Consider the following 23,656-nt stretch of genomic DNA (forward strand, 5'->3'; position numbering starts at 1 on the left):
CGGCGAGTGCGTGGCGGAGCCGGCAGATTCGCGCTAACGTTTGCCGCATAGCAACTATTTGAGGTCCTGGTACCTCACTACTTCACGAGGAGAACTCGGCTATGGCCATGAACGTCAGCGACTTCATCATCCAGCGCATCAGGGACTGGGGTGTCAGCCGTGTCTTCGCCTTCCCTGGGGATGGGATCGGTGAGTTCGACGGCGCGCTCGGGGCGGCGCAGCGGGAAGGGGACGGGCTGGACTACATCCGTCCGACCCATGAGGAAATCTGCTCGCTGATGGCGACGGCCCACGCGAAATTCACCGGTGAGATCGGTGTCTGCATCGCCACGTCGTCCCCGGGTGCTTTCCACATGCTGAACGGGTTGTACGACGCCAAGAGTGATAACCAACCCGTCGTCGCGATCGTCGGTCAGCAGGCGCTGACGTCGCTGGGCACATTCGAGCAGCAGGAAGACAATCTCGAGCGCACGATGGAGGATGTGGCGGTCTACGTCCAGACGATCGTCACGCCGCAGCAGGCGCAGGCCGTCGTCGACACGGCGTTCCGCACCGCCCTGGTGCACCTTGGTCCGGCCGTGATCGTGCTGCCGCACGACGTGCAGAGCATGGAGATGCCAGAGCTCGAACCGGCGAACGGCGTATCACGTTCGAGCGCCGTCGCTCCGTCCCGTTCGATCGTGCCGCCTGACTCGGTCATCCAGCAGGCTGCCGAGATCATCAACGCTGGAAACAAAGTCACCTTCCTGGTGGGCCACGGTTCGAACGGTGCAGGCGAGGAGGTGCTGGCCGCCGCGAAACTATGCGGTGCGGGCATCATCACCGCGTTGCGCGCCAAGCAGGTCATTTCCTCCGACGTGCCCTTCCACACCCAACAGCTGGGGTTGCTCGGCACTCGCGCGAGTCAACATCAGATGGACGGTTGCGACACGCTCGTCATGCTCGGTACCAACTACCCGTATTCGCAGTTCCTGCCCGAAAGCGGCCAGGCCCGCGCGATCCAGGTCGACCTCAAACCTGAACAGATGGGTCTGCGCTACCCGACCGAGCTGAACATCTGGGGCGACGTCAAGCAGACGCTGCTCGCGCTCATCCCGCATCTGGAGCGCAAGTCCGATCTGTCCTGGCAGAAGGGCGTGGCCAAGGACATGGTGGAGTGGGAAAACGAGATGCACGCCCAGGCGATGGTGAACTACTCCGACGGGGTAAACCCCCGCCGCGTCTACCACGAGCTGAACAAGCGGCTACCCGCGAAGGCCGTGGTCACCTGTGACGCCGGCTCCACCGCCGACTGGTACGGCCACCACATCCGCCTGCGTGACGGGATGACCGGGGACCTGTCCGGCCGGTTGGCAAGTATGGCGGCCGCGATGCCGTATGCGACGGCGGCCAAGTTCGCCCATTCCGACCGGTGCGTCGTGTGCACGATCGGCGATGGCGCCTTCCAGATGCTCGGGATGAACGAGCTGATCACGGTCAAGAAGTACCTGAGCAAGTGGGACAACCCGCAGTTCATCGTCATGGTGCTGCACAACAACGACCTGACCCAGGTGTCCTGGGAGATGCGCACCGAGGACGCCAACCCCGTCTGGTCCACGTCCCAGGACGTCGAGTCGGTGGACTACGCCGGTTGGGCCGAACTGCTGGGCTTCAAGGGCATTCGGGTCAAGAGCGACGACGATGTCGCGGCGGCCTGGGACGAGGCGTTCGCGTATCAGGGCGTCACCCTGATCGACGCCTACACCAGCAAGAATGTGCCGCCCCTGCCGCCGAAGATCACCATGGAGTTCGCCAAGAACACCGCCACGGCTCTACTGCACCGCGATCCTGACGAGGTCGCGGTCGTGAAGGACTCCGCCAAGGCACTGGCAACCGAGGGAATCGAGCGGGTCAAGGGCAAGCTGCACATCGGTCAGGACGGGGCATGAGGCTCCTGGGACGGGCGATTCGCCGCTGAGTCACCCCGTCAGCACTGTCGAAGTTCGACGCTGCGCGTCGTCACCTACTGGTGACGGCGCGCAGTTTTGGTCCCCACGCGGCTAATTCGACCGGTGACTCCAGCGACGTCGACTCGGCCCCTGCCAACGCACTTCCGGGTCCCGACCAGTCCAGGCACAACACGACCGCGTCGTCGTCGAGGTCGTTCTCGCCCCGGTGCTCATACAGCTCATCGACGACCCGGCGCACCACTTGTTCAGCCGAGCCCTGAGCCGTCGCCGACATCAGATCGGACAGTCGCACATCGCCGAAACGATCACTGCCGGTCGAGCGGGCGTCGTGCACGCCGTCGGACACCATCAGGACTCTGTCGCCATGCGCGAACGCGAGGTACTGCTCGACGTAGTCGTTGTCCTCGAACATGCCCAGCGGGACCTGCTCGGTCAGCCGCGGCTCATAGACCTGACCATCGCGCAAGATCAACAGGCGCGGTGAACCGGCCAGCACAACGTCCGCGAGGCCGGTGCTCAGGTCGATGCGCAGCAACAGGGCACTGACGCATTGATTGCCCTGGTGGTGGGCGTACACAGCCTGATCAGCCAGCAGCGCCTGGTCGGCGATTGACAGCCCTGCCCGACGCGCGTTGCGCAATGCGGTCAGGGTGAGGGTGGACAGCAGTGCATGGACCCCCTCGCCGTTCGAACCGTCGACGAGGGTGAGCGTGAGGTGGTCATCGTCCTGGGACCAGTCGAATGCGTCCGCATGTACGTGGTACGCGGGCTCCAGGTGCCCCGCGATGTTGTATTCAGGCGCTCGGCAGCCGCGTCCGGGAAGCAACTGCCACTGCAGCTCAGCGGCGAGGGTCAGCCGCTGGGTGCGCCCGGATCTCTCCAGTGCGTCCGTCTGTCGGCTGGCTGCACGCAGCGACAGCGCGATCGTCCGCGCCAGGCTGACCAGTTCAGCCAGCTGCGTCGGGTCTGGATGCGATGGCAGCAGGAGCTGGAGTACGCCCATCCTGTCGCCGCGGGTGCTCATCGGCAGATAGACCTCGACCCCCTGCTCAGGGACATCGCGTGTCACCGGCTCCTGGTCGACAAAAGCGCTTCCTGCAGGCGTGTCGCTGAACGCGACAGAATTCTCTCGGTCGTGGATCGGGTGCAGGGCGGTCAACTGATAGTTCGCCATGAGCAGGCGCACTTCGGTGGCCTGCAGGTGCTGCGCCAGAAGCGGTTGCAGAACAGCCAGTGCCGCAGTCGGACGGGCTATCTCAAGAGCTTCGAGGACTATGTCGCACAGGTCGACTGAACGCATCCGGCACCACCTCAGGAAAGGACTAGGTGGTAAGTATCGCGACTTCTGCCATCGAGTGCACGGCGAGGTGGCACAATACATGATGTAGGTCAATATTTCCTGTGAGCAACCATCAGGGTCTGCCCACAACTGGATGGAGTGATCATGCCCTCGAATTTCGGTCGAGCAGCGACTGGTTCGCCATTAGCTTCTGCAACTGCGGCCGAGGTGATTACCCAGGCGCAGGACCTGGTGTTGCTCTGGGACCGCGCAGAGGACTGGGCAACGCCCCGAATCCCACCCCTCCAGGTGCGGGTGCTCACGGTTTTGGACCGGCAGGGTTCGATGAACCTCACCCAACTGTCCCGGGCGGTCGGTGCCATCCCGTCATCGGCCAGTCGATTGTGCGACCGGCTGGAAGCGGCCGGACTGCTGGAACGACAGGTCAGCGCGGATAGTCGCCGTGAGGTCACCTTGCGCCTCAGCGTCGTCGGTCGTCATCGACTGGAGGCTTTCGCCGAGACGCGACGCCGTGATTTTGCGCAGGTCCTGGACCGGATGAGCCCGCAGTCGCGCGATGCGCTGGTGGCGGGCCTGCGTGGTTTTGGCGAAGCGAGTGCCGAAGTCGCGCAGGGGCAGAGCCAGGGCGCCTGAAAAGGACTACAGTTGTCATATGACAACTGTCGAAGAACCTACGATCGATGCAGTGACCGCACAGGTCTACACCTTCCCCACCGATCAGCCGGAAGCTGACGGCACCCTGGCGTGGTCCTCCACCACCATGGTCCTGGTGCAGATCCGCTCCGGGGACCGGACTGGTACCGGTTACACGTACGCGGCCGGGGCCTGTAAAACGCTGATCGATGACGTATTGGCCGACGCGGTCATCGGGCGTGCGGCGATGGACGTCAACGGTGCGTGGGAGGCGATGGTCCGGCAGATCCGCAACCTGGGCCGCCCCGGTCTTGTGTCATGCGCGATCAGCGCGGTCGACACCGCGCTGTGGGACCTCAAAGGCAAGCTGCTGCAGACCCCTGTATGCCGGCTGCTCGGTGTCATTCATCCAGCCGTGCCGGTCTACGGCAGCGGCGGCTTCACGACCTACGACGAGCACGCGACCCGCGCGCAACTCGCACAGTGGGTAGGGGAGTGGGAGCTACCCCGGGTGAAGATCAAGATCGGCGAATCCTGGGGCAACGATGTCGCCCGGGATCTGTCCCGGATCGCACTGTGCCGCGAGGTCATCGGCGCGGATGTCGAACTGTTCGTCGACGCCAACGGGGGCTACACCCGCAAGCAGGCGATTCGGGCGGGTGAGGCAATGGCGCAGTACGACGTGCGGTGGTTCGAAGAGCCGGTGTCATCCGATGACCTGGCCGGGCTCAAAGAGGTGCGCGACCAGTTGCGTATCGACGTCACGGCGGGGGAGTACGGCTTCGACCTGGTTTATTTCGCCCGAATGATCGCCGCCCAGGCAGTGGACTGTCTCCAGGTCGACGTCACCCGCTGCGGGGGTATCACCGAGTGGGTGCGGGTAGCTGCCGTCGCCGCAGCGGCAGGTCTGTCGGTCTCGGGCCACTGTGCACCGAACCTGCACGCGCACGTGGCAGCCTCGGTGCCCAACCTGCGCCACCTGGAGTATTTCCACGATCACGTCCGCATCGAAGATCTCATCTTCGATGGGGCGCTGTCGCCGCTGGGTGGGGCAATGCACCCCGACCAGTCACGGCCCGGGTTGGGTCTGGAGTTCAAGGAGTCCGCTGCTCAGCCCTACCGCGTGAACTGATCGCCCTTGGCTCGGTCATCGCGAGCGGTGTGATCGTCAATGCTTGCGATGATCATCAGGGCTCGAACCAACCAGGGTCCGCAGGCCACGACGGGCCAGTAGGGCGCAAAGTGCGGCGATGGGCAGTTCCAGCAGTAGGGCGGACAGAATTGCCCGGGTGCGGTCCGATCCGGTGGCTGCGGTGGTCACGTCGAACCACGCGTCGGTCACCAGGAGCGTGGCACCCACCATGAAGGTCAACACAACGTTGGGGGTTCGGCGGTGGGCGTACCAGCCGATACGAGCCATCACCAGGATCAACAGAACGTCGAAACCAACCCAGGTCAGGCGGTAGTGCGCGCTGATACTGCGTCTCGGCAGGCTGATGGCGAGATACACGTCCCAGGGGATCAGCACGGCGGCCATACCCAGATACACCCACGGTAGCCATTTGTTGAGCGCCGACGTCAAGCCGTCACCGGGTGACGATGTTTCAGCCATCTCGTTCCTCCTCGCCACCGCGTCATCACCCGTCGTCATCGCCTGCCCTTGGGTGGTAGGGAGATCAGAACGTTGATACCGCTGGCACGGATCGTAAGGGTGGTCCGGCCAGGGCTGATGCTCGTGACCTGCTGGCCGAACGGGAACATCGCTGTGGGGATGGCCAGGGTCAGCCGTTGTCCCAGGAGCACCCGACTGGCTGCATCCAAGGAAGAGCCGGTGTCCAACTGGGTGGGGGTGATCTGCAGATAACCCGGCACCGGACGAACCGTGGCGTCGGCCGATACCGCGAATGACTTTCCCAAGACTGTGGCGTGACCGGTCACCTTCACCTGACCGGTCGGTCCGGCTGCCAGGGTGAACGGGCTGCCCTGCGCCTTGAGATAGGTATCGAGGGCGGCGTAGGTGAAGACCAGCGTCTCGCGGGATTGTTCCACCAGGATCGTGCTCACCCCATTGGTCACCACGGAGTGCAACGGTACGTGCGTTCCCTGCAGGTGTGCCGTGACGCTGGAAAGCCGCAGGGTGCCTTCGCGCAGGTTGCGCAGGGTGATGTCGACCTTGTCGTACCGCCCGGTGACCACCTGAGGCAGGAAGAACCACCCGTGGACGTCGACATTGGGCCGTTGCGTCAGCTGTTGCGCGTGTTGCACGCTGCGTGCCACGACGCCCTCCGCACTGATACGTGCTGCCCAGTCCAGCCCCCAGGCAGTGAGCGCGAGGACCACCAAGGAAATCACCAGGTCGGTCAGCAACGTGCCGGTCCGGCGTATCGCTCGGTGACGGTCGTTCATTGCGGCGCCTCGGGCCTACGGCGCTCGCTGAGGCGATGACCGGGCCACCCGCTGATCGGCCCGACCAGGCTCAGTAACGCAGGGGTCAGCAGCGTTCTGACGATGAAGGTATCCACGAGGAGTCCGACGCACATTGCGAATGCAAGTTCGGCGAACGTCTGCAGCGGAATCAACGCGACAAGAGCGAATGAGCCGGCGAGCGTCACTCCTGCCGCAGTGATCGCCTTCGTCGACCGCGGTAGCGCGACCCGGATTGCCTCCCGCAACGACTGGGTGGCGGCCTGCTCCCAGATCCGGCCGACACCGAAGACGTTGTAGTCCGATCCGAGTGCGAGCAACAGGACGGCGCTGGCGAACGGGACGTAGAACGTCAGACCCGGCGCGCCGAGCCAATGCTGGAAAACGGTCACCGTCAGCCCGAGAGCGACCGCGACGGTCAGCACACTGCAGGCCAGCAGGTACAGCGGAGCGACCAACGAGCGCAGATAGATCGCGAGCAACATCAACTCGACCACGATTGCTGCACTCAGGATCACCGCCAGATTGCGGAACGTCAGACGTGCCATGCCGGAGGCGAGGGCCGTCTCTCCGGCGTAGGCGAACTGCACGTTCTTCAATCCCGCCGCCCGCGCCAACTGCTCATCTCGATCTTGGAGCGTGCGCAGGGTGGCGGTGGCCCGGGCGCCGAGGGGGTCGCTGTCGTAGACGATTGCCAGTCGCGTCGTGTCGGCACCTGCGGCGAAGATCACGCCGTGTGAGCCGGGGAACGGATCGTCGGCCGGTCCGAACACCGTCGCGACTCCCGGTTGGGTTGCCACGGAGCGTTGGAACGCGGCGAGCGCTGGGCGTTGCTGGTTCACGTTCTTGCCTTCGATCAGTAGCTCGGTCGGCGACGTACTTCCGCGCGGGAATGCCGTTGTCATCGCTGTGACCCCTTGTTGGACCGGGTTGGCTGCCGGAAGTGCGCCCGTGGTCGACAGGCTCAGCCGTAGACCGGACACCGGCAACGCCAGCAGGATGAGCCCGATGGAGCAGACGAGCGCGGTGACGGTGGCCCGGCGGCGAGTGTCGACCGCCCGCACCGCCCATGGCGTGCGCTGATCGGCCGATGTCGGTGCGTCTGCTGCATGGTGCTGCTGTGGGTGACTGGGCCAGAAGAGGTGCGGCCCCACGATGGCGATCATCGCGGGGATCAGGGTAAGGGCGGTGAAGAGGCCGACCAGAACGGTGATGGCCAGACCCGGCCCGAACGCGCTGAACAGTTTGGTAGGTGCGACGTACAGCGCGCCGCAACCGGCGGCAACCGTGAGACCTGCAACAGCGATGATCGGTGCATTCAGTGCGATCGCGGACCGTGCTGCATCCCGCCAGTCTCTTCCCGAACGTAGTTGTTCCTGGAAACCGGAGATGAAGAACACCGTGTAGTCGGTCAGCACCCCGAGCAGCAACGCGATGATCAGCGGGGACAGCTCGCTCGGGACGCTGATCCCGGCTGCGCGGCTCAACCAGCCCAGCAGTCTCTCGTCGGTGACGTAGGCCAGCGCGGCAGAGGTCAGCGCCAGTAGCGGGGCTACCACAGAACGGAACGTCGCCGCGACGATCAGCGTAATGAGCGCGAGGGTCGCGTACTCAACGAGAGCTATCTTGCTGGTGAGGTATCCCGCCTCAGCGTTATGAGCGGGTACCACGCCGGTCACATACGAGCGCACCCCCGGATCCATCTGGAAATGTGCGGCGTACGCGTCGGACATCCGCTGCTGAGCTCCGGTCGACGCGCTCGGCGCGAAGTAGAGGTAGGTCAAGGCCGTGCTGCGGTCGCGGGGGTTGAACACCGGTAATGCGCCGAGGACCTGGTCACGTGGATACGGCCGGTGCAGCCCCGGAAGCTGCTGATCGATCGATGCAGCATAGAGCGTGATGTCGGCCAACGTGCCGGCAGACAACCCCCCTGGTTTGTGCAGCACCAGCACCGTTCCAGTGGTCAGCGGCACATCGAACGCGCTGAGTGAACGCTGCTGAGCGACGATCGCCGGACTGGTGGCAGGCAGGAAGTCACCGATAGTTCCCCCGGTGGAGGGCCTGGGAAGCATCGTGTACGCCGCGCAGACCAACGCCAACCAGCCGAGCACAACGGCCCACCGCAGCCGAAACACCATCCGCGCGTAGAGCTGCGCTCCGCGGCCGCCGCCCGGTGCATCAGCTGCGCCCTTCTTCGGTCGCCCGAGCATGATGTCGACCCACTTGCCGTAATAGATGCAACATGACGACTATTACCCTATGACAATAAACTGGTTCAGCGCATGACACACCCGGACGCCCCAGACCCGCGACCGCCATCCGCTGGACGCGGGCGTGCCGGCCGGCACGCCCGCGGGTTGCTTGCGGTACTTGTCGCGCTCATCGTCGGAGTCGTTGTCGGCGGGGCCATCGTGGCGGTCTACAGCGGCAGCAACGAAGTCGCCGTGCCCGCGACGAGCGTAAGCGGGTCGGCCGGGTCGCCTACGGCGCCGGGCACCACGGCATCCGCGACATCGCCCACGGGGGGCGCCGACGTGCAACTCAGCGCCGCGTGTGTGCGGGCGGTGAACGACGCCCAGGATGCCTATACCGCGATCGGTGGGTTGGATGCGGCGGTCCAAAAACTGGACCTCACGAAAGTGGACGGCATCATTCGCCAGGTGCAGGTCATCCAGCGCAGGCTGAAGGTCGATGTTCCTGCCTGTCACGCTGGAATCCAGCTGCCGAGCGACTCGGTCCGTCCAACGCCCACCGCAACCGTCACAACCGGTTGAGACCACGACCGGCGGCGCTCGCGGGCGCAGGCGAGTCCGATGAACACCAGTGCAGGTGCCGAGAGGGAGGGGCGGCGTTTTCAATCTGCCCGTTGGACAGGCATGGGGCGGGTTCTGTCCAGCCACCAGACGGCGGCGGCGTGCGGGACGGTCAGGGCTGCGAGGATCGCCAGGTCCTGCGCGACGAATTGGTGCAGGTGCCCGTGCGCAGCGCCGAACCAGACGAAGGTGATGACCGTCAATGCTGCGACGGTGGGCAGGGCAGCAGCGATTGCAAATCGGCTCATGGGGCGGGTCAACCGGCCACGTGACAGGTCTCGGCGGTTGGCAGGGTTCTCGGCGAGCAGGACCATCAGGTGCCGCACGGAGTGCCAGGCCCCGAAGTACACCCCCAACGAGACGGCTGGAGGTGCGAGCGCCATCAATGCCACCAGGAGGGCCGTTTCGCCGGCTTGGAGGTAGGTCCTGTTCCTCAGGTGCATCACAATGACCCCGGCCGTCACCACGAGGACGATCCCGCTCGCAACCGTGGCAGCAGTGGGAGTCAACCCCCAGTGAGTGTTGGGTGCGAACGCGCGCAGGTAGGGGATGACCTGGTTCTGGTGGGTGGTGATGGGTAAGACGACGACCGCGCCCCCGGCCAGTACCCACCCCCACTGGCCGGCTGCTCGGTACCCGTCGCGGATCTTGGCAAAGGTGGCCTCGCCCGTCCCGAAGTGCACTGCGGAAAGAACCAGGAACACACTCAGGCCGACGGTCCGGAACCTGGCGATCATTACCCAGGAAAGGGCTGCGAGCAGGGCGTAACCCAGGGCCGTTACCGCCAACCTCGCGGTGCTGGTGGCGCGCCGGCGGTACAGGGGCAGCAGGTGGTCCACGGCGCCGTGCGGGACCCCTATCAGTAATCCAACCACCAGGACGCCCGTACCAGCCCTGTCCCACAGGTGTGGTGCGGCCACGGTGATGACCAACGCGGCAGTGGCGATGGTGATGCTCGCAATGCTTCCGGCGCGGGTGGTCGCTGCGAAGGCTGGGCCGTTGGTGGCGTCCGCTGTCACCGCCCTGGGCGTAGCGGCCCAGGGCGGTGACAGCGGAGGCTGGGCGTGGCCCAGGTCGCTCATGTGCTCACAGACCGCGGCGGGTGCGGTGTGTCCCATCCGTCTCGGTGCCTGCGTCTTGCACACCACGGTGGGGGCTCAGGAGTTCGTCATTGACCCAGATCGGTTCATCTGAGCCGGGCAGTCCCTCGGCCATATCGGCGGCGGTGCGCATTTTGGCCACCTTGTGGATCAATGCTCCGAAGCCGACCTTGGCGATGATGTCTGCCGCGGAGAACGCGAGCTGGATGACGACGGTCCACCAGCCACCATGGAAGAAGATCGGAATCAGGTACACGATCGGGTAAACCACGAACGTGGACAACAGGACCGTCATGGCCAGTACGAGGGTTCTGCCGGTGACCTCGGGTAGTTCTTTGGCCGATTTCAACACTGCCGGTACCAGCGCGACGTACAGGTAGATGAAGAAGACCATGCTGATGGCCCACCACAGCCACAACCAGCCGGTACTGCCACCGTGGTCGAAGACCTGTGAGCCGAGGTACCCGGTGATGATCATCAGGAACGAGGCGGCGATGGTGCTGGCGCGCAGCGTGCTGAGTTTTTTGCCAACCAGGGTCGTGACGGCCAACAGTTCGATCGTCAGCAGTGGAACGGTAACGGTCCAGTCGAAGTAGCGCGGGGAGATGCTGAACAAGGCACCGGGGTTGGGCAGGTAGCGCCCACCGGCGAAGGTGTACCCGGTGTCGACCTTGAGCAGGATCACCGCGTAGGACAGTGTCGCGATCGCGGTAATGCACATGCTGGCCAGTACCGCGGGGCGGTAGCGGGAGCTGACCTCGCCTTTGGTGCACACCGAGTGCAGGAAGGACGCGAACAACGCGAACGCTGTCACGACCACGGCGTAGAAGATCAGGTCGTACTGATTGGAGGACAACACCGCTGTCTCTGGCGGTGTGCCCGTCATAAGTGAACTAAATCCCATCAGGGATATCCCTTCGAAACAAGTGGTTTACGGAGCCACCCATTAATACTTCAAATATTGTTGTACAGCAACTTACTCGAACGAAACCCCCTCTCCCCCAGGGGGACCGGATCCGTTTCAACGTGGCCGTCTTACGCCGATCACGTCGAGGCCTTCAGGGTGCTGAGTGACCAGTGGATCAGACCGAGCGCGACAAGACTCCAGACGGCAAAGGCATCCCAGAAGATCACCAGGGAGACCGTGTGCAGTGCGGGCATCCCCAGTGACCGGGCGACGGCCTGGGTTGCCGTCGCGTACATGCCGAGCGGAAAAACTGCTGACCACCACGCTCTCGCGAAGCGCAATCCAGCCCGACGATGGTCCAGGCTCCACATTTCGGCGTAGAGCAGCACCGGGATCCACGCACTGGCCAGGATCCAGGCCAGTAGGGTCACCGTGCGCGCGGCGGGTAGGAGCGGGTGCAGCGATCCCGTGACGTGCAGTGCTGTCATCGCGGTGATGATTTTCGCGCCCGCCAAGGCGTTGATGGCCAGCGCTCCCATCAGGATCCAGCTGTCCGGCGTTACGTCCCTAGGAGCCAGCCGTGCGCAGATCGCCCGACTCAGGATCAAGCCGGTCGTTACGCCATAGAGGAGTATGGCCAGCAGCCATGCAGCGGCGGCCAGCACGATCCAGCCATCCCAGTGATGCTGGACCGTGAGGTCGGATGCGGTGATCGCCAGGCCGGCGGTGCCTACGCTGGGCAGCAGCCATCCGCCGTGTGCGTGCTGACGCAGTGCGCGCAGCGGGCGCGAACGCACGTCACCGGCAGCCAGTGGCGCGAGAATGAGCCACCCCAGCGCCGCCGCGCCGCCGAGCAGCGCCATCACGACATGATGCTGCGTCAACCGGGTGCCCAGAACGGCGCAGGCAGCCACGAAAGTGAACGACAACACGGCGACATCGGGGGAGCGAGCATGACGCACGGCCTGGCCGGGATCGATCAGGGCCCGCCACGCCGCATCGAGGGACAACATGAGGAACGCCAGAGCCGCCACGACGGTGAGGGAATCGTCGATCACGTTGTACCCGTGATCACGTGCGGCAATGGCGACGATCCCGGTAGCCATGACGACCGCGAAGACGTCAGGGGGCAGTTCGAGACGCTTCATCATGCGGGCTCCTCACGATGGCGGTGCAGTGATGCCCCATGTCGAACTGGTCGACTGCCCGGGTGCGAGCATCAACAGCCCCTCACCCGACCGGCGTGCACCCGGCGCGCAGGTTGCCGGCTTCACCCCAAGAGAAGTGCGGAAGTGAGGTGGAGCCTGCGTATGAGAGGTGTAGACCTCGATGAACGGGTAGCTCTGGTCCACCCACAGTGCGGTCGTTGCGCCGCAGCGATCGGTCAACCACAACCACGCCCGACCGTCCGCGTCGCGATGAAATCCCGTGAACGCAACCTCCAGATTCTGCCGACCGATAGCGGCTGCCGATGAGAAGTCGAACTCTGATCCGCACGAGGCTTGCGTGGTGAGCGCTGCGCTGTGCGGATCGGTCGAAATGTAGCGATCGGCTGCGATGCGCAGGTGGCACGCGTCGATCCTGGATCCGAACTTCAGATAGGGCTGGTGGGCGGCAGCGTAGGAGCAGGTCTGGATCCCGGTATTGACGGCCGTCGTGCATACGGTGAGTCCGCTGCGGCTCAATTGGTATTCGACGCTCACGTCGAGACAATCGGCTCCATTTCGGGTCGATCTGACATCCACGCCCAGCAGCACATGATGATCACTCTGCTCTCGGCAGATCCAGCGCTGCGACCGCGGCAGGTGTACCTCGTCCGTGCCCGCCGTGCCCGCCGTGCCCGCCGTGCCCACCGTTCGCACAGGTGACCGGTCCAGCGACGTGATGAGCGGGAGCCCGCGCGCGCCCGTGCACCCGACGTGACGCGAGTACCCGTCCAGAACTTCCCGCCCGTCGACGCTGAGCATGCGCAGGCCCGCGCCTACTTCGACGACCGTCGCCCGCCACGGGCCTCGGGTCAGCTGGAACTGCCGACCCGAGGGTGACTCGTCCTCGGCCCCGTGATCGCGCACTGCCTACCTACGCGCCGACTCCGGCGCGCGCGACCCCGCTCGGACAACCGGGTCATCGCTCATCGCGACGCCGGACGCCATCTGCTGGGCCAGTCGGGAGGCCAACGACATGATCGTCAAGGCGGGATTGGCGGAGCCCTGCGTCGGGCATACCGAACCGTCGGCGATGAACAGGTTGGGCACGGCCCAGCTGCGGTGGTTGGCATCGACCACGCTGTTGCTCGGGGCCGAACCCATCCGCGCTCCGCCCACCAGGTGCGCGTACCGGTGGATCGTCAGAATGTCCTGGCTGCCGGCGGCGTGCAGGATGTCCTTGATGATCTTGGTGGAGTACTCAACGTTGGCGTGGTCGTTGTCGCACAGCGAATAGTCCATCCGTGCGATCGGAATCCCGTAGGGATCCGTCTCGTCGGCAATGGTGATCCGGTTGTCCGGTTGGGGCAGTAGCTCGTTCAGCACGCCAATCGTGGTCCAGTGGTTGTAGTCGCGCATGTATTCGCGCATTGCCCGTCCCCAGTGCCCGTCGGCCAGAACGTGTTCGGCCCAACCGATCGGCAGCGGTGAGACCGTCTGGATGGAGAAGCCGCGCTTGAAGCCTCGCGAGGAGTCGGTCTCGTAGAACTGTTCGGAGGAGATCTCCGGTGGCGGCGCTTTGTACATCCGCAGCTCTTCAGGGAATCGTCCGGCGGTCTGGCTGGCGCCCTGCACCATGATGTAGCGCCCGACCTGGTCCTCGTTGTTGCACAGGCCATTGGGGAACCGCGCGGACGTGGAGTTCAGTAACAGGCGCGGTGTCTCGATCGAGTAGCCCGCGACGGCGACGAACTTCGCGCGCTGGATGATCTCCTTTCCACCGATTTCCTGGTGGTAGATGACTCCTTTGGCCTTGCCGGTGGACTGGTCTATCTCGATGCGGGAGGCCATGCAGTTCGCCCGGATCTCCACCGAGTGCGACAACGCGTCGGGCAGGTGGGTGACGTACGGGCTGGCCTTGGCGTTGACCTTGCAGCCCTGCAGGCAGTACCCGCGGTAGATGCAGTGCGGGCGGTTGCCGAAAGTGCCGTTGACGATGCCGACCGGACCGACCCGCATCTCGATACCGGCTTTGCGGGCGCCCTCCCACAGTTTGGCAGCGGCGCCGGACACCGGGTGCGGGGAGAACGGATACTTGTGCGGATATCCCCACGGCCAGTTCTGCCCGGCCACGGGTAGTTCGGCCTCGACCTGCTCGTAGTGCGGGCGTAGGTCCTCGTAGCGGATCGGCCAGTCGGCGCCGACACCGTCATCGGTCAGGGTGGAGAAGTCGCTGGGGTGGAAGCGCGGGGTGTATCCCGCGTAGTGCACCATCGACCCACCGACGCCGCGACCGGAGTTGTTCTTACCGAGTTCGATCGGGTCGGACCCGCCGATGATGCGCTTCTGGGTCCAGTACAACTCGTGCGAGCCGGCCTCGTCGGAGACCCAGTCCTCGTCGGGGTGCCAGAACGGACCGGCCTCCAGGATGACTACCTTCCACCCTTGGCGGGCCAGTCGTTGAGCGAGCACAGACCCGCCCGCGCCCGCACCGATCACGACCAGGTCGACCTCCTCGTCCGGGGAGTACTGCCGCATCGTGTCCTGACCCGGCAGGTCGCGCGAGTGCACGTCCAGCAGGAACCGGGAGTCATTGTCCTTAGGTCCTACCGCGCCCTTGAGCAGGCCGCGTAGTAAATCGCTCATGAATCTCCCCTGACAACGTCGGACGGGTCTTCGCTGGTCGAGCCGTGTGTCTCGAATGGTTCGGTCGTGCTCGTCGGGCCCAGTCGCATGTAGCCGCGTGGGTAGGCGGGGCCGCCGAAACCGATCTCGTTCCACGCCCACGGGTGGGAGTAGAACCCGGAGAGGATGGCACGCAGGCAGACGCTCCAGGCCCGCGACGGATCCATCTGGTCCCAGGGGCCGCCGGACAGCTTGCCGCCTGCGAAGTCGGCGATGATGGCTTCCTGCTCGGGCAGTGTCGCGGCGGCGAAGCTGTCGGCGCCATGTGCCGAGGCTGCATGGTCCAACCCGCGCAGGGCTGCCTTCCACGTGTCGCGGTCATCGGGCATATCGGCGTACTGGTAACCGTCCAGTTGGCCGGTCGCCATCTTCTGGTCGATCGATTCGGCGACCGGCACGCGTGGTTCGCCGTCCTGGGCGAGTACGACATCGCAGAACGCGCGGAGGGTTTGCTCCTCGTCGGTGTCGAAGAACTGCATCGGACCGGTGGGCTCCAACCGGGCAAGCACCACCTTCGTCGTTGCGTGGTCCCACGTATCGACCGCCGACAGCACGTCGAAGTCGGGGTATCGCCCGATCATCTGCGGGCTGACGCCGACCCGTTGTCGCGGCAGCCACGAAGGGTGTGGCGGCTGACCGTCAGCGCGTAAATTGGGTAGGTGGGAGGGTTTGCGGAAGTCGGGCACGACGGCCTACTTCTCGCGGCGCAGGACGGATGCCAGCAGGCCCATCCCGCCGACCATGGCCATCAGTCCGGGGGCTGAAATCGGTGGCCCCATCGGCAGGTTGTACGTCCACAACGCGAAGCCGCCCGGCTTCCGAGCGACACCCCGTGCGTGGTAGTACTCGCCGACCAGTCCGTTCAGCATGAAGATTCCCGAGGTGATCGGCAGAGCAGTCTTGGCCCACTTCTTACTGAAGACGCCGCCGATACCGGCGATGACAAGCGGCGGGGTCACCAGGATCGGACTCCACATCACCTTGTTCCCGAAACTGGCCTTGTAATGCGACAGATAAACCTCCGAGCACGTCACCACGGCGGCGAACGCGGTCAACCCCGACAGGGAGCGTTCGAACCTTCCGTACTCGACATTGGTCAACAGTGTGTCGAGCAGATGCTCGGCTGCGGGTGCCAGCGCAGTGGTGTTGTCTGACAGAGCGACCGGTGTGTGCATGCGATCTCCTTCGTCGTCGACATGACCTGTGCGGGGCGCCGTCGTAGAGCGGTGGAGAGGCACAGCAGGCACTGATCAGGACGTTTGCTATATCGCAACTATCATTGCCCAATGACCACGGAAGCGCAACACGCAGCGCTCAGAATCTGTGCGAATGTGCCGCTGAGGCCCGCTCATTCGCCGGTTCGCTGACGCAGGCGTTGAGCGCTGTCGCGAAAGCGATCCACCCTGCGTAGGGCGCCAGCAGGGCTGCTGACGCGGGGTCTTCTTTACGGATGGCCCACAACTCGGCAGCGACAAGCGCGTCGAGGGTGGCGATCACGGCGAGGGACTTGCGCTTGTCCTTGACGGTGAAGAACACCCACGACCACGACGCGTTCACCGTCATCTGCGCGAGGTGCAGTCGTTTCGCGCGGTCGGAGACCTTCGGGTACATCCGCCAGCCTGCTGTGCCGATCAGGCCGTAGAGAGTCGTCCACGCCGGCCCGAACAGCTCGGCCGGCGGTGCCCACGTCGGCTTGTCCAACCGTGCGTAGACCACGGGAGCATCTTTCGAGCCGATGCCGCCGATGACAGCAGCAGCGACGGGTGGGACGGCAGCGAACAGCACACGTTTGAGGTCCATCGCAGCAGTATGCCCGGCACGGATGAAGAAGCGCCGCTCGCCGTTGTCAGATGGCGGCTGCTTCATCGGGTAACGCAGTTGCGCGGGGTGGACGCTTCGTAGCGTCCACCCCGCGGTCCTCGATGAGAAGAGTCAGGAGTCCCCGCCGGCGTTACCCGTGGTACCTGCAGTCACGTCGAGCAGGCGGTACTTCGCGGCCGCCTCGCGCGCCAGCGATGCGTCGATCTGGCCGTCCTGCGCCAGCGTCTGCAGCGTGCGTACCACGATCGACTCGATGTCGATGTGGAAGAACCGGCGTGCCGCGGCGCGGGTGTCGGAGAAGCCATGCCCGTCCGCGCCCAGCGTTGCGAAACGGTTCGGCAGGAACTGCCGGATCTGGTCCGGCACCTCTGAGACGAAGTCCGTCGAGGCGATGATCGGGTAGGGCGAGTCGGCCAGTTTGGCGGTCACGTACGGCACTCGAACCTCGCGGTCCGGGTGCAGGAATGCCTCTTCCTCAGCGGCCAGGCCGTCGCGCCGCAGCTCGTTCCACGACGTCACCGACCACACGTCAGCCGAGACACCCCAGTCCTTCGCCAACACCTCGGCGGCCTCCAGTACCCAGAGCACGGATACCCCGGAGCCCATCAGGTTGGCGCGTGCGCCCTCGCCGGATCCGGTATGGATGCGGTGCAGGCCGCGCACGATTCCGTCGATGTCGACGTCGTCGGGCTCCTTCGGCTGCAGCATCGGCTCGTTGTAGACGGTGATGTAGTACATCCAGTTGCGGTCGGTGGAGTCCTTGCCGTACATGGTCTCCAGACCATCACGCACGATGTGCGCAATTTCGTAACCGAACGCCGGGTCGTACACCTTGGTGCCCGGGTTGGTCGCCGCGAGTACGGGGGAGTGCCCGTCCGCATGCTGCAGCCCCTCACCGGTCAGCGTCGTGCGGCCGGCGGTCGCGCCGATGATGAATCCACGTGTCATCTGGTCCATCGCGGCCCACATCGAGTCGCCGGTGCGCTGGTACCCGAACATCGAGTAGAAGACGTAGATCGGGATCAGCGGCTCACCGTGCGTCGCATAGGACGTACCGGCCGCCGTGAACGCCGCGACCGAGCCGGCCTCGTTGATGCCGGTGTGCAGAATCTGCCCCTGCTCGGACTCCTTGTAGGCCAGCAGCAGCGCACGGTCGACCGGCGTGTAGTTCTGCCCGTTCGGGTTGTAGATCTTCGCCGTCGGGAAGAAGCTGTCCATGCCGAAAGTACGCGCCTCGTCTGGCACGATCGGCACGATACGGTTGCCGATCCCCTTGTCCCGCAGCAACTCCCGCATCAATCGTACGAACGCCATCGTCGTGGCGGCCATCTGCTTGCCCGAGCCCTTACGCGCGATGTCGTAGGTCTTCTCCGGCGGCAGCTCCAGCTCACGAGGGGAGTTGCGCCGTTCCGGCACGAAGCCGCCCAGCTCGCGCCGACGCGCCATCATGTACTTGATCTCGGGGGAATCCGGCCCGGGCGTGTAGTACGGCACTTTGTACGGGTCGGCGTCGATCTGCTCATCGGTGACCGGGATGTGCAGGAGGTCGCGAAAGGTCTTCAGATCCGCGACCGTCAGCTTCTTCATCTGGTGGGTGGCGTTGCGCGCCTCGAAGTTGGCACCCAGGCCGTACCCCTTGACGGTCTTGGCGAGGATCACGGTCGGCCGACCGGTCGTGTTGCCGGTGGTCGCGGCGCGGTAGGCGGCGTAGACCTTCTGGTAGTCGTGCCCGCCTCGCTTCAGACTCCAGATCTGGTCGTCGGTGAGGTGCTGCACCAGCTCTTTGGCAGCCGCTGATTTACCGAAGAAGTGCTCACGGATGTATTCCCCCGATTCACCCTTGTACGTCTGGTAGTCCCCGTCCGGGGTCTCGTTCATGACCCGCACCAGCTCGCCGTCGTGGTCCTGCGCCAACAACGCGTCCCACTCCCGACCCCACAGCACCTTCACGACATTCCACCCCGCACCCCGGAAGAAGCCTTCCAGCTCCTGCACGATCTTGCCGTTGCCGCGCACCGGTCCGTCCAAGCGCTGCAGATTGCAGTTGATGACGAACGTCAGGTTGTCGAGGTTGTCGTTGGCGGCCAACTGCAGGAAGCCGCGCGACTCCGCCTCATCCATCTCACCGTCGCCGAGGAAGGCCCACACGTGCTGGTCGCTGGTGTCCTTGATGCCACGGTTCTGCAGATAGCGATTCAGCTGCGCCTGATAGATCGCGTTCATCGGGCCGATACCCATCGACACGGTCGGGAACTGCCAGAAGTGCGGCATCAACCGGGGGTGCGGGTAGGAGGACAGCGCGTGCCCTTCCTTGGACTTCTCCTGACGGAACCCGTCCAGGTCCTCCTCGGTCAGTCGGCCTTCGAGATAGGCCCGCGCGTACATGCCGGGGGACGCGTGCCCCTGGAAGAAGACCTGATCGCCTCCGCCGGGGTGGTCCGGCCCGCGGAAGAAGTGGTTGAGACCCACCTCGTAAAGCGTCGCGGCACCGGCGTAGGTCGAGATGTGCCCACCGACTCCGATGTCGGGGCGCTGGGCGCGGTGCACCATCACTGCTGCGTTCCAACGCAGCAACCGACGGTAGGCCCGCTCGGTGTTCTCATCGCCGGGGTACTCCGGCTCTTGCGCGGGGGCGATGGTGTTGATGTAGTCCGTGGTCACCGTCTCCCGCGGAGAGAGCCCGGACATCGCTCCCTTCTCGCCCAACATCCGCAGCACGGCACCCGCTCGGCCCGGTCCGCCCTGATTCAGTAGCTGATCGAAAGACTCGCCCCACTCCTGCATTTCCTCGGGGTCTGAGTGATCGCCATTGATGGCTGCATCGGGTGTGGGGGCAGTACTCATGTGTCGACTTCTCCTCGGTGGTGGCACGACGGTTCGGATCCCGCGGGTGTGGTGCGGGTGCTGGGGACAGCGTTGCAGAGAATGACTGAAGGTGATGCGGGTCAGATGACGTGTTCGTAGGCGGGAAGGGTGAGGAAGTCCACGAAGTGATCGTTCAGGCAGAGGTCGGAGATCAAACCAAGCGCAGGGCGGTTGTACTGCTCGAAGCGCTCGGCGCTCACCTCGCCACGCAACCGTTCGGATTCTTCGCCGAGCAGCCGCTGCACCAGGGGGCGGGTCACTTTCTCACCGGTGTCGGCCAGGGTCTCGCCATTGGCTATCAGCTGCCACACCTGAGAGCGTGAAATCTCCGCGGTAGCAGCATCTTCCATCAGATTGTGGATGGCTACCGCGCCGTTGCCGGAGAGCCATACAGCGGTGTAGGCCAGCGCGACATACAGGTTGTTTCGCAGCCCGACCTCGGTATTGCTGCCCTGCGCGGACCGTACGTCGAGCAGTTGATCGGCAGTGACCCAGACGTCTTCGCGCAGTCGGTCCAACTGGTTGGGTCGTTCACCCAGTACGCCGTCGAAGACCTCTTCGCAGACCGGTACCAGCGCGGGGTGGGCCACCCAGGAACCGTCGAAGCCGTCGCCGGCTTCACGCGTCTTGTCCGCGCGCACCTTGTCGAAGGCGATTGCGTTCGATTCCGCGTCATGGGTGGGGATGACGGCGGCCATCCCGCCCATCGCGTAGGCACCGCGGCGGTGGCAGGTGCGCACCAGCAGCTCGGTGTAGGCCCGCATGAACGGAGCGGTCATCGTGATATCTGCGCGGTCGGCCAGCACGAACTCGTGACCTGTGTCGCGGAAGTACTTGATGATGCTGAAGAGGTAGTCCCAGCGACCGGCGTTCAGACCCGATGCATGCTTGCGCAGCTCGTAGAGCATCTCGTCCATCTCGAACGCGGCCGGGATCGTCTCGATCAACATCGTTGCCCGGATCGTTCCGTGAGCGATACCGAGCTCATGCTGAGCAAAGGTGAAGACGTCATTCCACAACCGCGCCTCCAGATGACTCTCCATCTTGGGCAGGTAGTAGTAGGGGCCGTTGCCGTTGTCGATCAGTTGCTGCGCGATGTGGAAGAAATGCAGCCCGAAGTCGACCAGTGCGCCGACCGCGCGCTTCCCGTCGATGAGCACATGCGCCTCGTCCAGGTGCCAGCCCCGTGGTCGAGTGACGACGACGGCGCGCGGTGCGTCCTCGCGCAGGCGGTACTCGCGCCCATCGGGGCTGTCGAAAGACAAGGTGCCTCGCGCCGCATCGCGTAGGTTGCGCACGGCGGCAACGACATTCGGCCAGGTCGGACAACTGGCATCCTCCATGTCGGCGAGCCACACTTTGGCGCCCGAGCTCAGCGCGTTGATCGCCATCTTGGCGGGCACTGCGGGGCCGGTCATCTCCACGCGGCGGTCCCGCAGCGCCTCGGGTGCGGGTGCGACGTTCCAGTCGGCATCTCTGATCGCCCGGGTTTCGGGCAGGAAATCAAGGCGGCCGGTACTGGCGGTCTCAGCCTGGCGCTGCACACGCGCGGCGAGCAGCTCATCGCGACGACCGGCGAAGCGGGTATGCAGCGCCTCGACGAAAGCCATCGCCTGCGTGGTCAGGATCTCCTGTGCGCCCTCGACGGGATGGGCATCGGTCAGTTCGATCACGGTTTCAGCCTTTCGGTGCGCAGCGAATCAGACGACTGGCGTGCTGTTGGCGACGACGGCCGCTGCCACCTTGCCGGCGACATCGGGGTCGAAGACACTGGGGATGATGTAGCTGGCATTCAGTTCATCGGGGTTGACGCAGTCGGCGATCGCCTGGGCGGCTGCCACGAGCATCGGGGTGGTGATGTCGCTGGCGTTGGCGTCGAGCAGTCCGCGGAACAGCCCCGGGAACGCGAGCACGTTGTTGATCTGGTTGGGGAAGTCGCTACGCCCGGTCGCCACTACGGTTGCGTGCTTCGCGGCGTCGAGCGGGTGGATCTCCGGGTCGGGGTTGGCCAGCGCCAGCACGATGGCCCCCGGCGCCATCGTGGCGACGTGCTGCTCCTCGATCACGCCAGGCGCCGAGACGCCGATGAAGACATCGGCACCGGACATCGCGTCGTGCAGGCTGCCGGAGAAGTTCTCCGGGTTGGTGTTGTCCGCGATCCACTGACGGTGCGGGTCCTCATAGGTGCGGGTGCGATCAATGGCGCCCTTGCGGTCACACGCCACGATCGGACCGGCGCCCTGAGCATGCAGCAACTGGATGATCGCGTGCCCCGCAGCGCCGGCGCCGCTGACAACGATGCGGGCGTTCTCGATGGTCTTGTCGACCACGCGCAATGCGTTGATCAGCGCAGCGAGCACGACGATCGCCGTCCCGTGCTGGTCGTCGTGGAACACCGGGATGTCGAGCTCATCGCGTAGTCGGCGCTCGATCTCGAAGCAGCGCGGCGCAGAGATGTCCTCGAGGTTGATGCCGCCGTAGACCGGCGCCATTGCCTTGACGATCATGATGATCTCTTCGGTGTCCTTGGTGTCCAGGCAGACCGGCCATGCGTCGACGTCGGCGAACCGCTTGAAGAGCGCGGCCTTACCCTCCATGACGGGCAGCGCAGCGGCCGGGCCGATATCGCCCAGGCCGAGGACAGCGGTGCCGTCGGTGACGACGGCGACGGTGTTGCGTTTGATCGTCAGGCGACGGGCGTCGGCGGGGTTCGCAGCGATCGCCAGGCAGACTCGCGCGACACCGGGGGTGTAGGCACGGGACAGGTCATCGCGCGTGCGCAGCTCAACCTTCGGCTCGACCGACAGCTTGCCGCCCAGATGCATCAGGAATGTCCGGTCGCTGACCTTGCCGACGCTCACTCCGGGCAGCGCGTCAACGGCCGCGGCGACCTGCGCCGCGTGCGCGTCGCCCTCGGTGTTGCAGGTGAGGTCGACGATCACGTTCTCGTGAGTGGATTCGATGACGTCCAGAGCGGTGATCTCCGCGCCGGCTGCTGCTGCCGCTGCAGTCAGCTCCGAAGTCGCGCTGAAGCCCGTGGGCGCGCTGACTCGCATCGTGATGGCGTGACCTGGGGTGGGGCGCGACATAGGCGGTCCTCTCATGGTTATGATTTCGTTAAGTGGACTCTAGATTCCACCAGGCGGAATAACAAGTGATTCTGAGTCTCCGCTGGGATATATCTTCGCCCCTCGGCGGGTATCTCCCCGGGGTGGTCGTGGATCGCGCGCGGGCAAGGCGCACAGTGGGGGTATGACGGTGCAGCCGGTGAGCTCGATCGCCCCCGCTCTGCGCGGGTTTCAGATCATGAGTCAGGACTGGCTCGACCTGACATTTCTGCACTGGCGGGTCCCTGCGGACGTCGTAGCGCCGCTTCTCCCGCCGGGAACCCATCCGGACCTCTACGACGGGTCGAGTTGGGTGGGACTCATCCCATTCCGGATGGTCGACGCCGGCATCGCCAAGGGTCCGGCGGTTCCGTGGTTCGGCACCTTCGCCGAGACCAATGTGCGGCTCTACTCCGTGGATGACCAAGGCCGGCGCGGCATTGTTTTCCGCACCCTCGAAGCGTCCCGGTTGGCGGTGGTCCTCGGCGCGCGCGCGGCGTTCGCGCTGCCCTACACCTGGTCGCGGATGCGGGTCGCCGAGACCGGGGGAGTGCTGACCTACACGTCCACGAGGCGCTGGCCCGGCCCTCGATCGGCGCGCACCACCATCGTCGTCAGGCCGGGCGCCATGCTGCCGCAGGAGGATCCGATGGCCGAGTTCCTTACCGCACGGTGGGGACTGCACACCCGGGCCTTCGGCCGCACGCTCTACGTGCCCAACGAACACCCGACCTGGTCGCTACAGAACGCTGAGCTGTTGCACCTGGACGACACCCTGGTCGAAGCATCCGGACTACCCGGCGTAGCGGCGCGTCCGCCGGACTCGGTTCTCTTCTCCCGGGGCGTCACCACCCAGTTCGCGTTCCCGTTCACTGCCTCGCGCCCACTCGCGCCGCCGGTCCGCTGA

Annotated in this window: 20 protein-coding genes; 5 read left to right on the forward strand and 15 right to left on the reverse strand. The window is 65.0% G+C overall.

Translation table 11 applies throughout. The features are described from left to right. Nucleotides 1–107 precede the first annotated feature (107 nt). On the forward strand, nt 108–1,928 hold the full coding sequence (locus V3G39_10490; protein ID XAS75096.1) for a thiamine pyrophosphate-requiring protein: 1,821 nt from the start codon (nt 108–110) through the stop codon (nt 1,926–1,928). Nucleotides 1,929–1,998: 70 nt separating this feature from the next. On the opposite strand, the gene V3G39_10495 is transcribed toward V3G39_10490, so the two are convergent. Then, nucleotides 1,999–3,249 (reverse strand): PP2C family protein-serine/threonine phosphatase, encoded by a 1,251-nt coding sequence (locus V3G39_10495; protein ID XAS75097.1) that lies wholly within the window; start codon nt 3,247–3,249, stop codon nt 1,999–2,001. 144 nt (nt 3,250–3,393) lie between these two features. Between V3G39_10495 and V3G39_10500 the strand changes: the two genes are divergently transcribed. Both V3G39_10500 and V3G39_10505 read left to right on the forward strand, forming a co-directional pair. Beyond that, nucleotides 3,394–3,882: a MarR family transcriptional regulator gene (locus V3G39_10500; protein ID XAS75098.1), complete on the forward strand. Its 489-nt coding sequence runs from the start codon at nt 3,394–3,396 to the stop codon at nt 3,880–3,882. 19 nt (nt 3,883–3,901) lie between these two features. Beyond that, on the forward strand, nt 3,902–5,014 hold the full coding sequence (locus V3G39_10505) for an enolase C-terminal domain-like protein (protein ID XAS75099.1): 1,113 nt from the start codon (nt 3,902–3,904) through the stop codon (nt 5,012–5,014). A gap of 36 nt (nt 5,015–5,050) precedes the next feature. Here the strand turns inward: V3G39_10505 and V3G39_10510 are convergent, their stop codons facing one another. From V3G39_10510 to V3G39_10520, 3 genes are read right to left on the reverse strand one after another with little or no spacing between them, the layout of a single operon-like run. After that, on the reverse strand, nt 5,051–5,494 hold the full coding sequence (locus V3G39_10510; GenBank protein ID XAS75100.1) for a hypothetical protein: 444 nt from the start codon (nt 5,492–5,494) through the stop codon (nt 5,051–5,053). A 35-nt stretch (nt 5,495–5,529) separates the two neighbouring features. After that, nucleotides 5,530–6,288 (reverse strand): DUF2993 domain-containing protein, encoded by a 759-nt coding sequence (locus tag V3G39_10515; protein ID XAS75101.1) that lies wholly within the window; start codon nt 6,286–6,288, stop codon nt 5,530–5,532. Beyond that, on the reverse strand, nt 6,285–8,516 hold the full coding sequence (locus V3G39_10520; protein ID XAS75102.1) for an MMPL family transporter: 2,232 nt from the start codon (nt 8,514–8,516) through the stop codon (nt 6,285–6,287). The genes V3G39_10515 and V3G39_10520 overlap by 4 nt, the downstream gene beginning before the upstream one ends. Nucleotides 8,517–8,588: 72 nt before the next feature. Here V3G39_10520 and V3G39_10525 point away from each other — a divergent pair, with 72 nt between their 5' ends. Further along, a complete protein-coding gene (locus V3G39_10525; protein ID XAS75103.1) occupies nt 8,589–9,080 on the forward strand; it encodes a hypothetical protein in 492 nt (163 codons plus the stop codon). 80 nt (nt 9,081–9,160) lie between these two features. Here V3G39_10525 and V3G39_10530 read toward each other — a convergent pair whose 3' ends face one another. The 11 genes from V3G39_10530 to V3G39_10580 form a co-directional block, all read right to left on the reverse strand. Beyond that, complete coding sequence (locus tag V3G39_10530; protein XAS75104.1) at nt 9,161–10,201, reverse strand: Brp/Blh family beta-carotene 15,15'-dioxygenase; 1,041 nt, start codon at nt 10,199–10,201, stop codon at nt 9,161–9,163. 4 nt (nt 10,202–10,205) lie between these two features. Then, a complete protein-coding gene (locus V3G39_10535; GenBank protein XAS75105.1) occupies nt 10,206–11,105 on the reverse strand; it encodes a bacteriorhodopsin in 900 nt (299 codons plus the stop codon). Between the two features lie 158 nt (nt 11,106–11,263). Beyond that, nucleotides 11,264–12,277 (reverse strand): tellurite resistance/C4-dicarboxylate transporter family protein, encoded by a 1,014-nt coding sequence (locus V3G39_10540; GenBank protein ID XAS75106.1) that lies wholly within the window; start codon nt 12,275–12,277, stop codon nt 11,264–11,266. A 9-nt stretch (nt 12,278–12,286) separates the two neighbouring features. After that, on the reverse strand, nt 12,287–13,198 hold the full coding sequence (locus V3G39_10545) for a hypothetical protein (protein XAS75107.1): 912 nt from the start codon (nt 13,196–13,198) through the stop codon (nt 12,287–12,289). Between the two features lie 3 nt (nt 13,199–13,201). After that, nucleotides 13,202–14,917 (reverse strand): GMC family oxidoreductase, encoded by a 1,716-nt coding sequence (locus tag V3G39_10550; protein XAS75108.1) that lies wholly within the window; start codon nt 14,915–14,917, stop codon nt 13,202–13,204. Beyond that, nucleotides 14,914–15,642 carry a gluconate 2-dehydrogenase subunit 3 family protein gene (locus tag V3G39_10555; GenBank protein ID XAS75109.1) on the reverse strand — a complete coding sequence of 243 codons (729 nt, stop codon included), beginning with the start codon at nt 15,640–15,642 and terminating at the stop codon, nt 14,914–14,916. Before V3G39_10555 ends, V3G39_10550 begins: the two co-directional genes overlap by 4 nt. Nucleotides 15,643–15,648: 6 nt before the next feature. Continuing rightward, a complete protein-coding gene (locus V3G39_10560; GenBank protein XAS75110.1) occupies nt 15,649–16,131 on the reverse strand; it encodes a hypothetical protein in 483 nt (160 codons plus the stop codon). Nucleotides 16,132–16,270: 139 nt separating this feature from the next. Beyond that, the gene (locus V3G39_10565) at nt 16,271–16,822 is read right to left on the reverse strand and encodes a TspO/MBR family protein (GenBank protein ID XAS75111.1); all 552 of its coding nucleotides are present in this window, start codon (nt 16,820–16,822) and stop codon (nt 16,271–16,273) included. 66 nt (nt 16,823–16,888) lie between these two features. Beyond that, nucleotides 16,889–19,621 (reverse strand): pyruvate dehydrogenase (acetyl-transferring), homodimeric type, encoded by a 2,733-nt coding sequence (gene aceE, locus V3G39_10570; protein ID XAS75112.1) that lies wholly within the window; start codon nt 19,619–19,621, stop codon nt 16,889–16,891. Between the two features lie 101 nt (nt 19,622–19,722). Continuing rightward, the gene (gene aceB, locus V3G39_10575; protein XAS75113.1) at nt 19,723–21,315 is read right to left on the reverse strand and encodes a malate synthase A; all 1,593 of its coding nucleotides are present in this window, start codon (nt 21,313–21,315) and stop codon (nt 19,723–19,725) included. 27 nt (nt 21,316–21,342) lie between these two features. Beyond that, nucleotides 21,343–22,731, reverse strand: a complete 1,389-nt coding sequence (locus V3G39_10580) for an NADP-dependent malic enzyme (GenBank protein XAS75114.1) — start codon at nt 22,729–22,731, stop codon at nt 21,343–21,345. A 163-nt stretch (nt 22,732–22,894) separates the two neighbouring features. On the opposite strand from V3G39_10580, the gene V3G39_10585 reads away from it, so the two are divergent. Next, nucleotides 22,895–23,656 (forward strand): DUF2071 domain-containing protein, encoded by a 762-nt coding sequence (locus tag V3G39_10585; protein XAS75115.1) that lies wholly within the window; start codon nt 22,895–22,897, stop codon nt 23,654–23,656.

The organism is Dermatophilaceae bacterium Sec6.4 (assembly GCA_039636865.1).
In the GTDB taxonomy this organism is placed as follows: Bacteria; Actinomycetota; Actinomycetes; order Actinomycetales; family Dermatophilaceae; genus Allobranchiibius.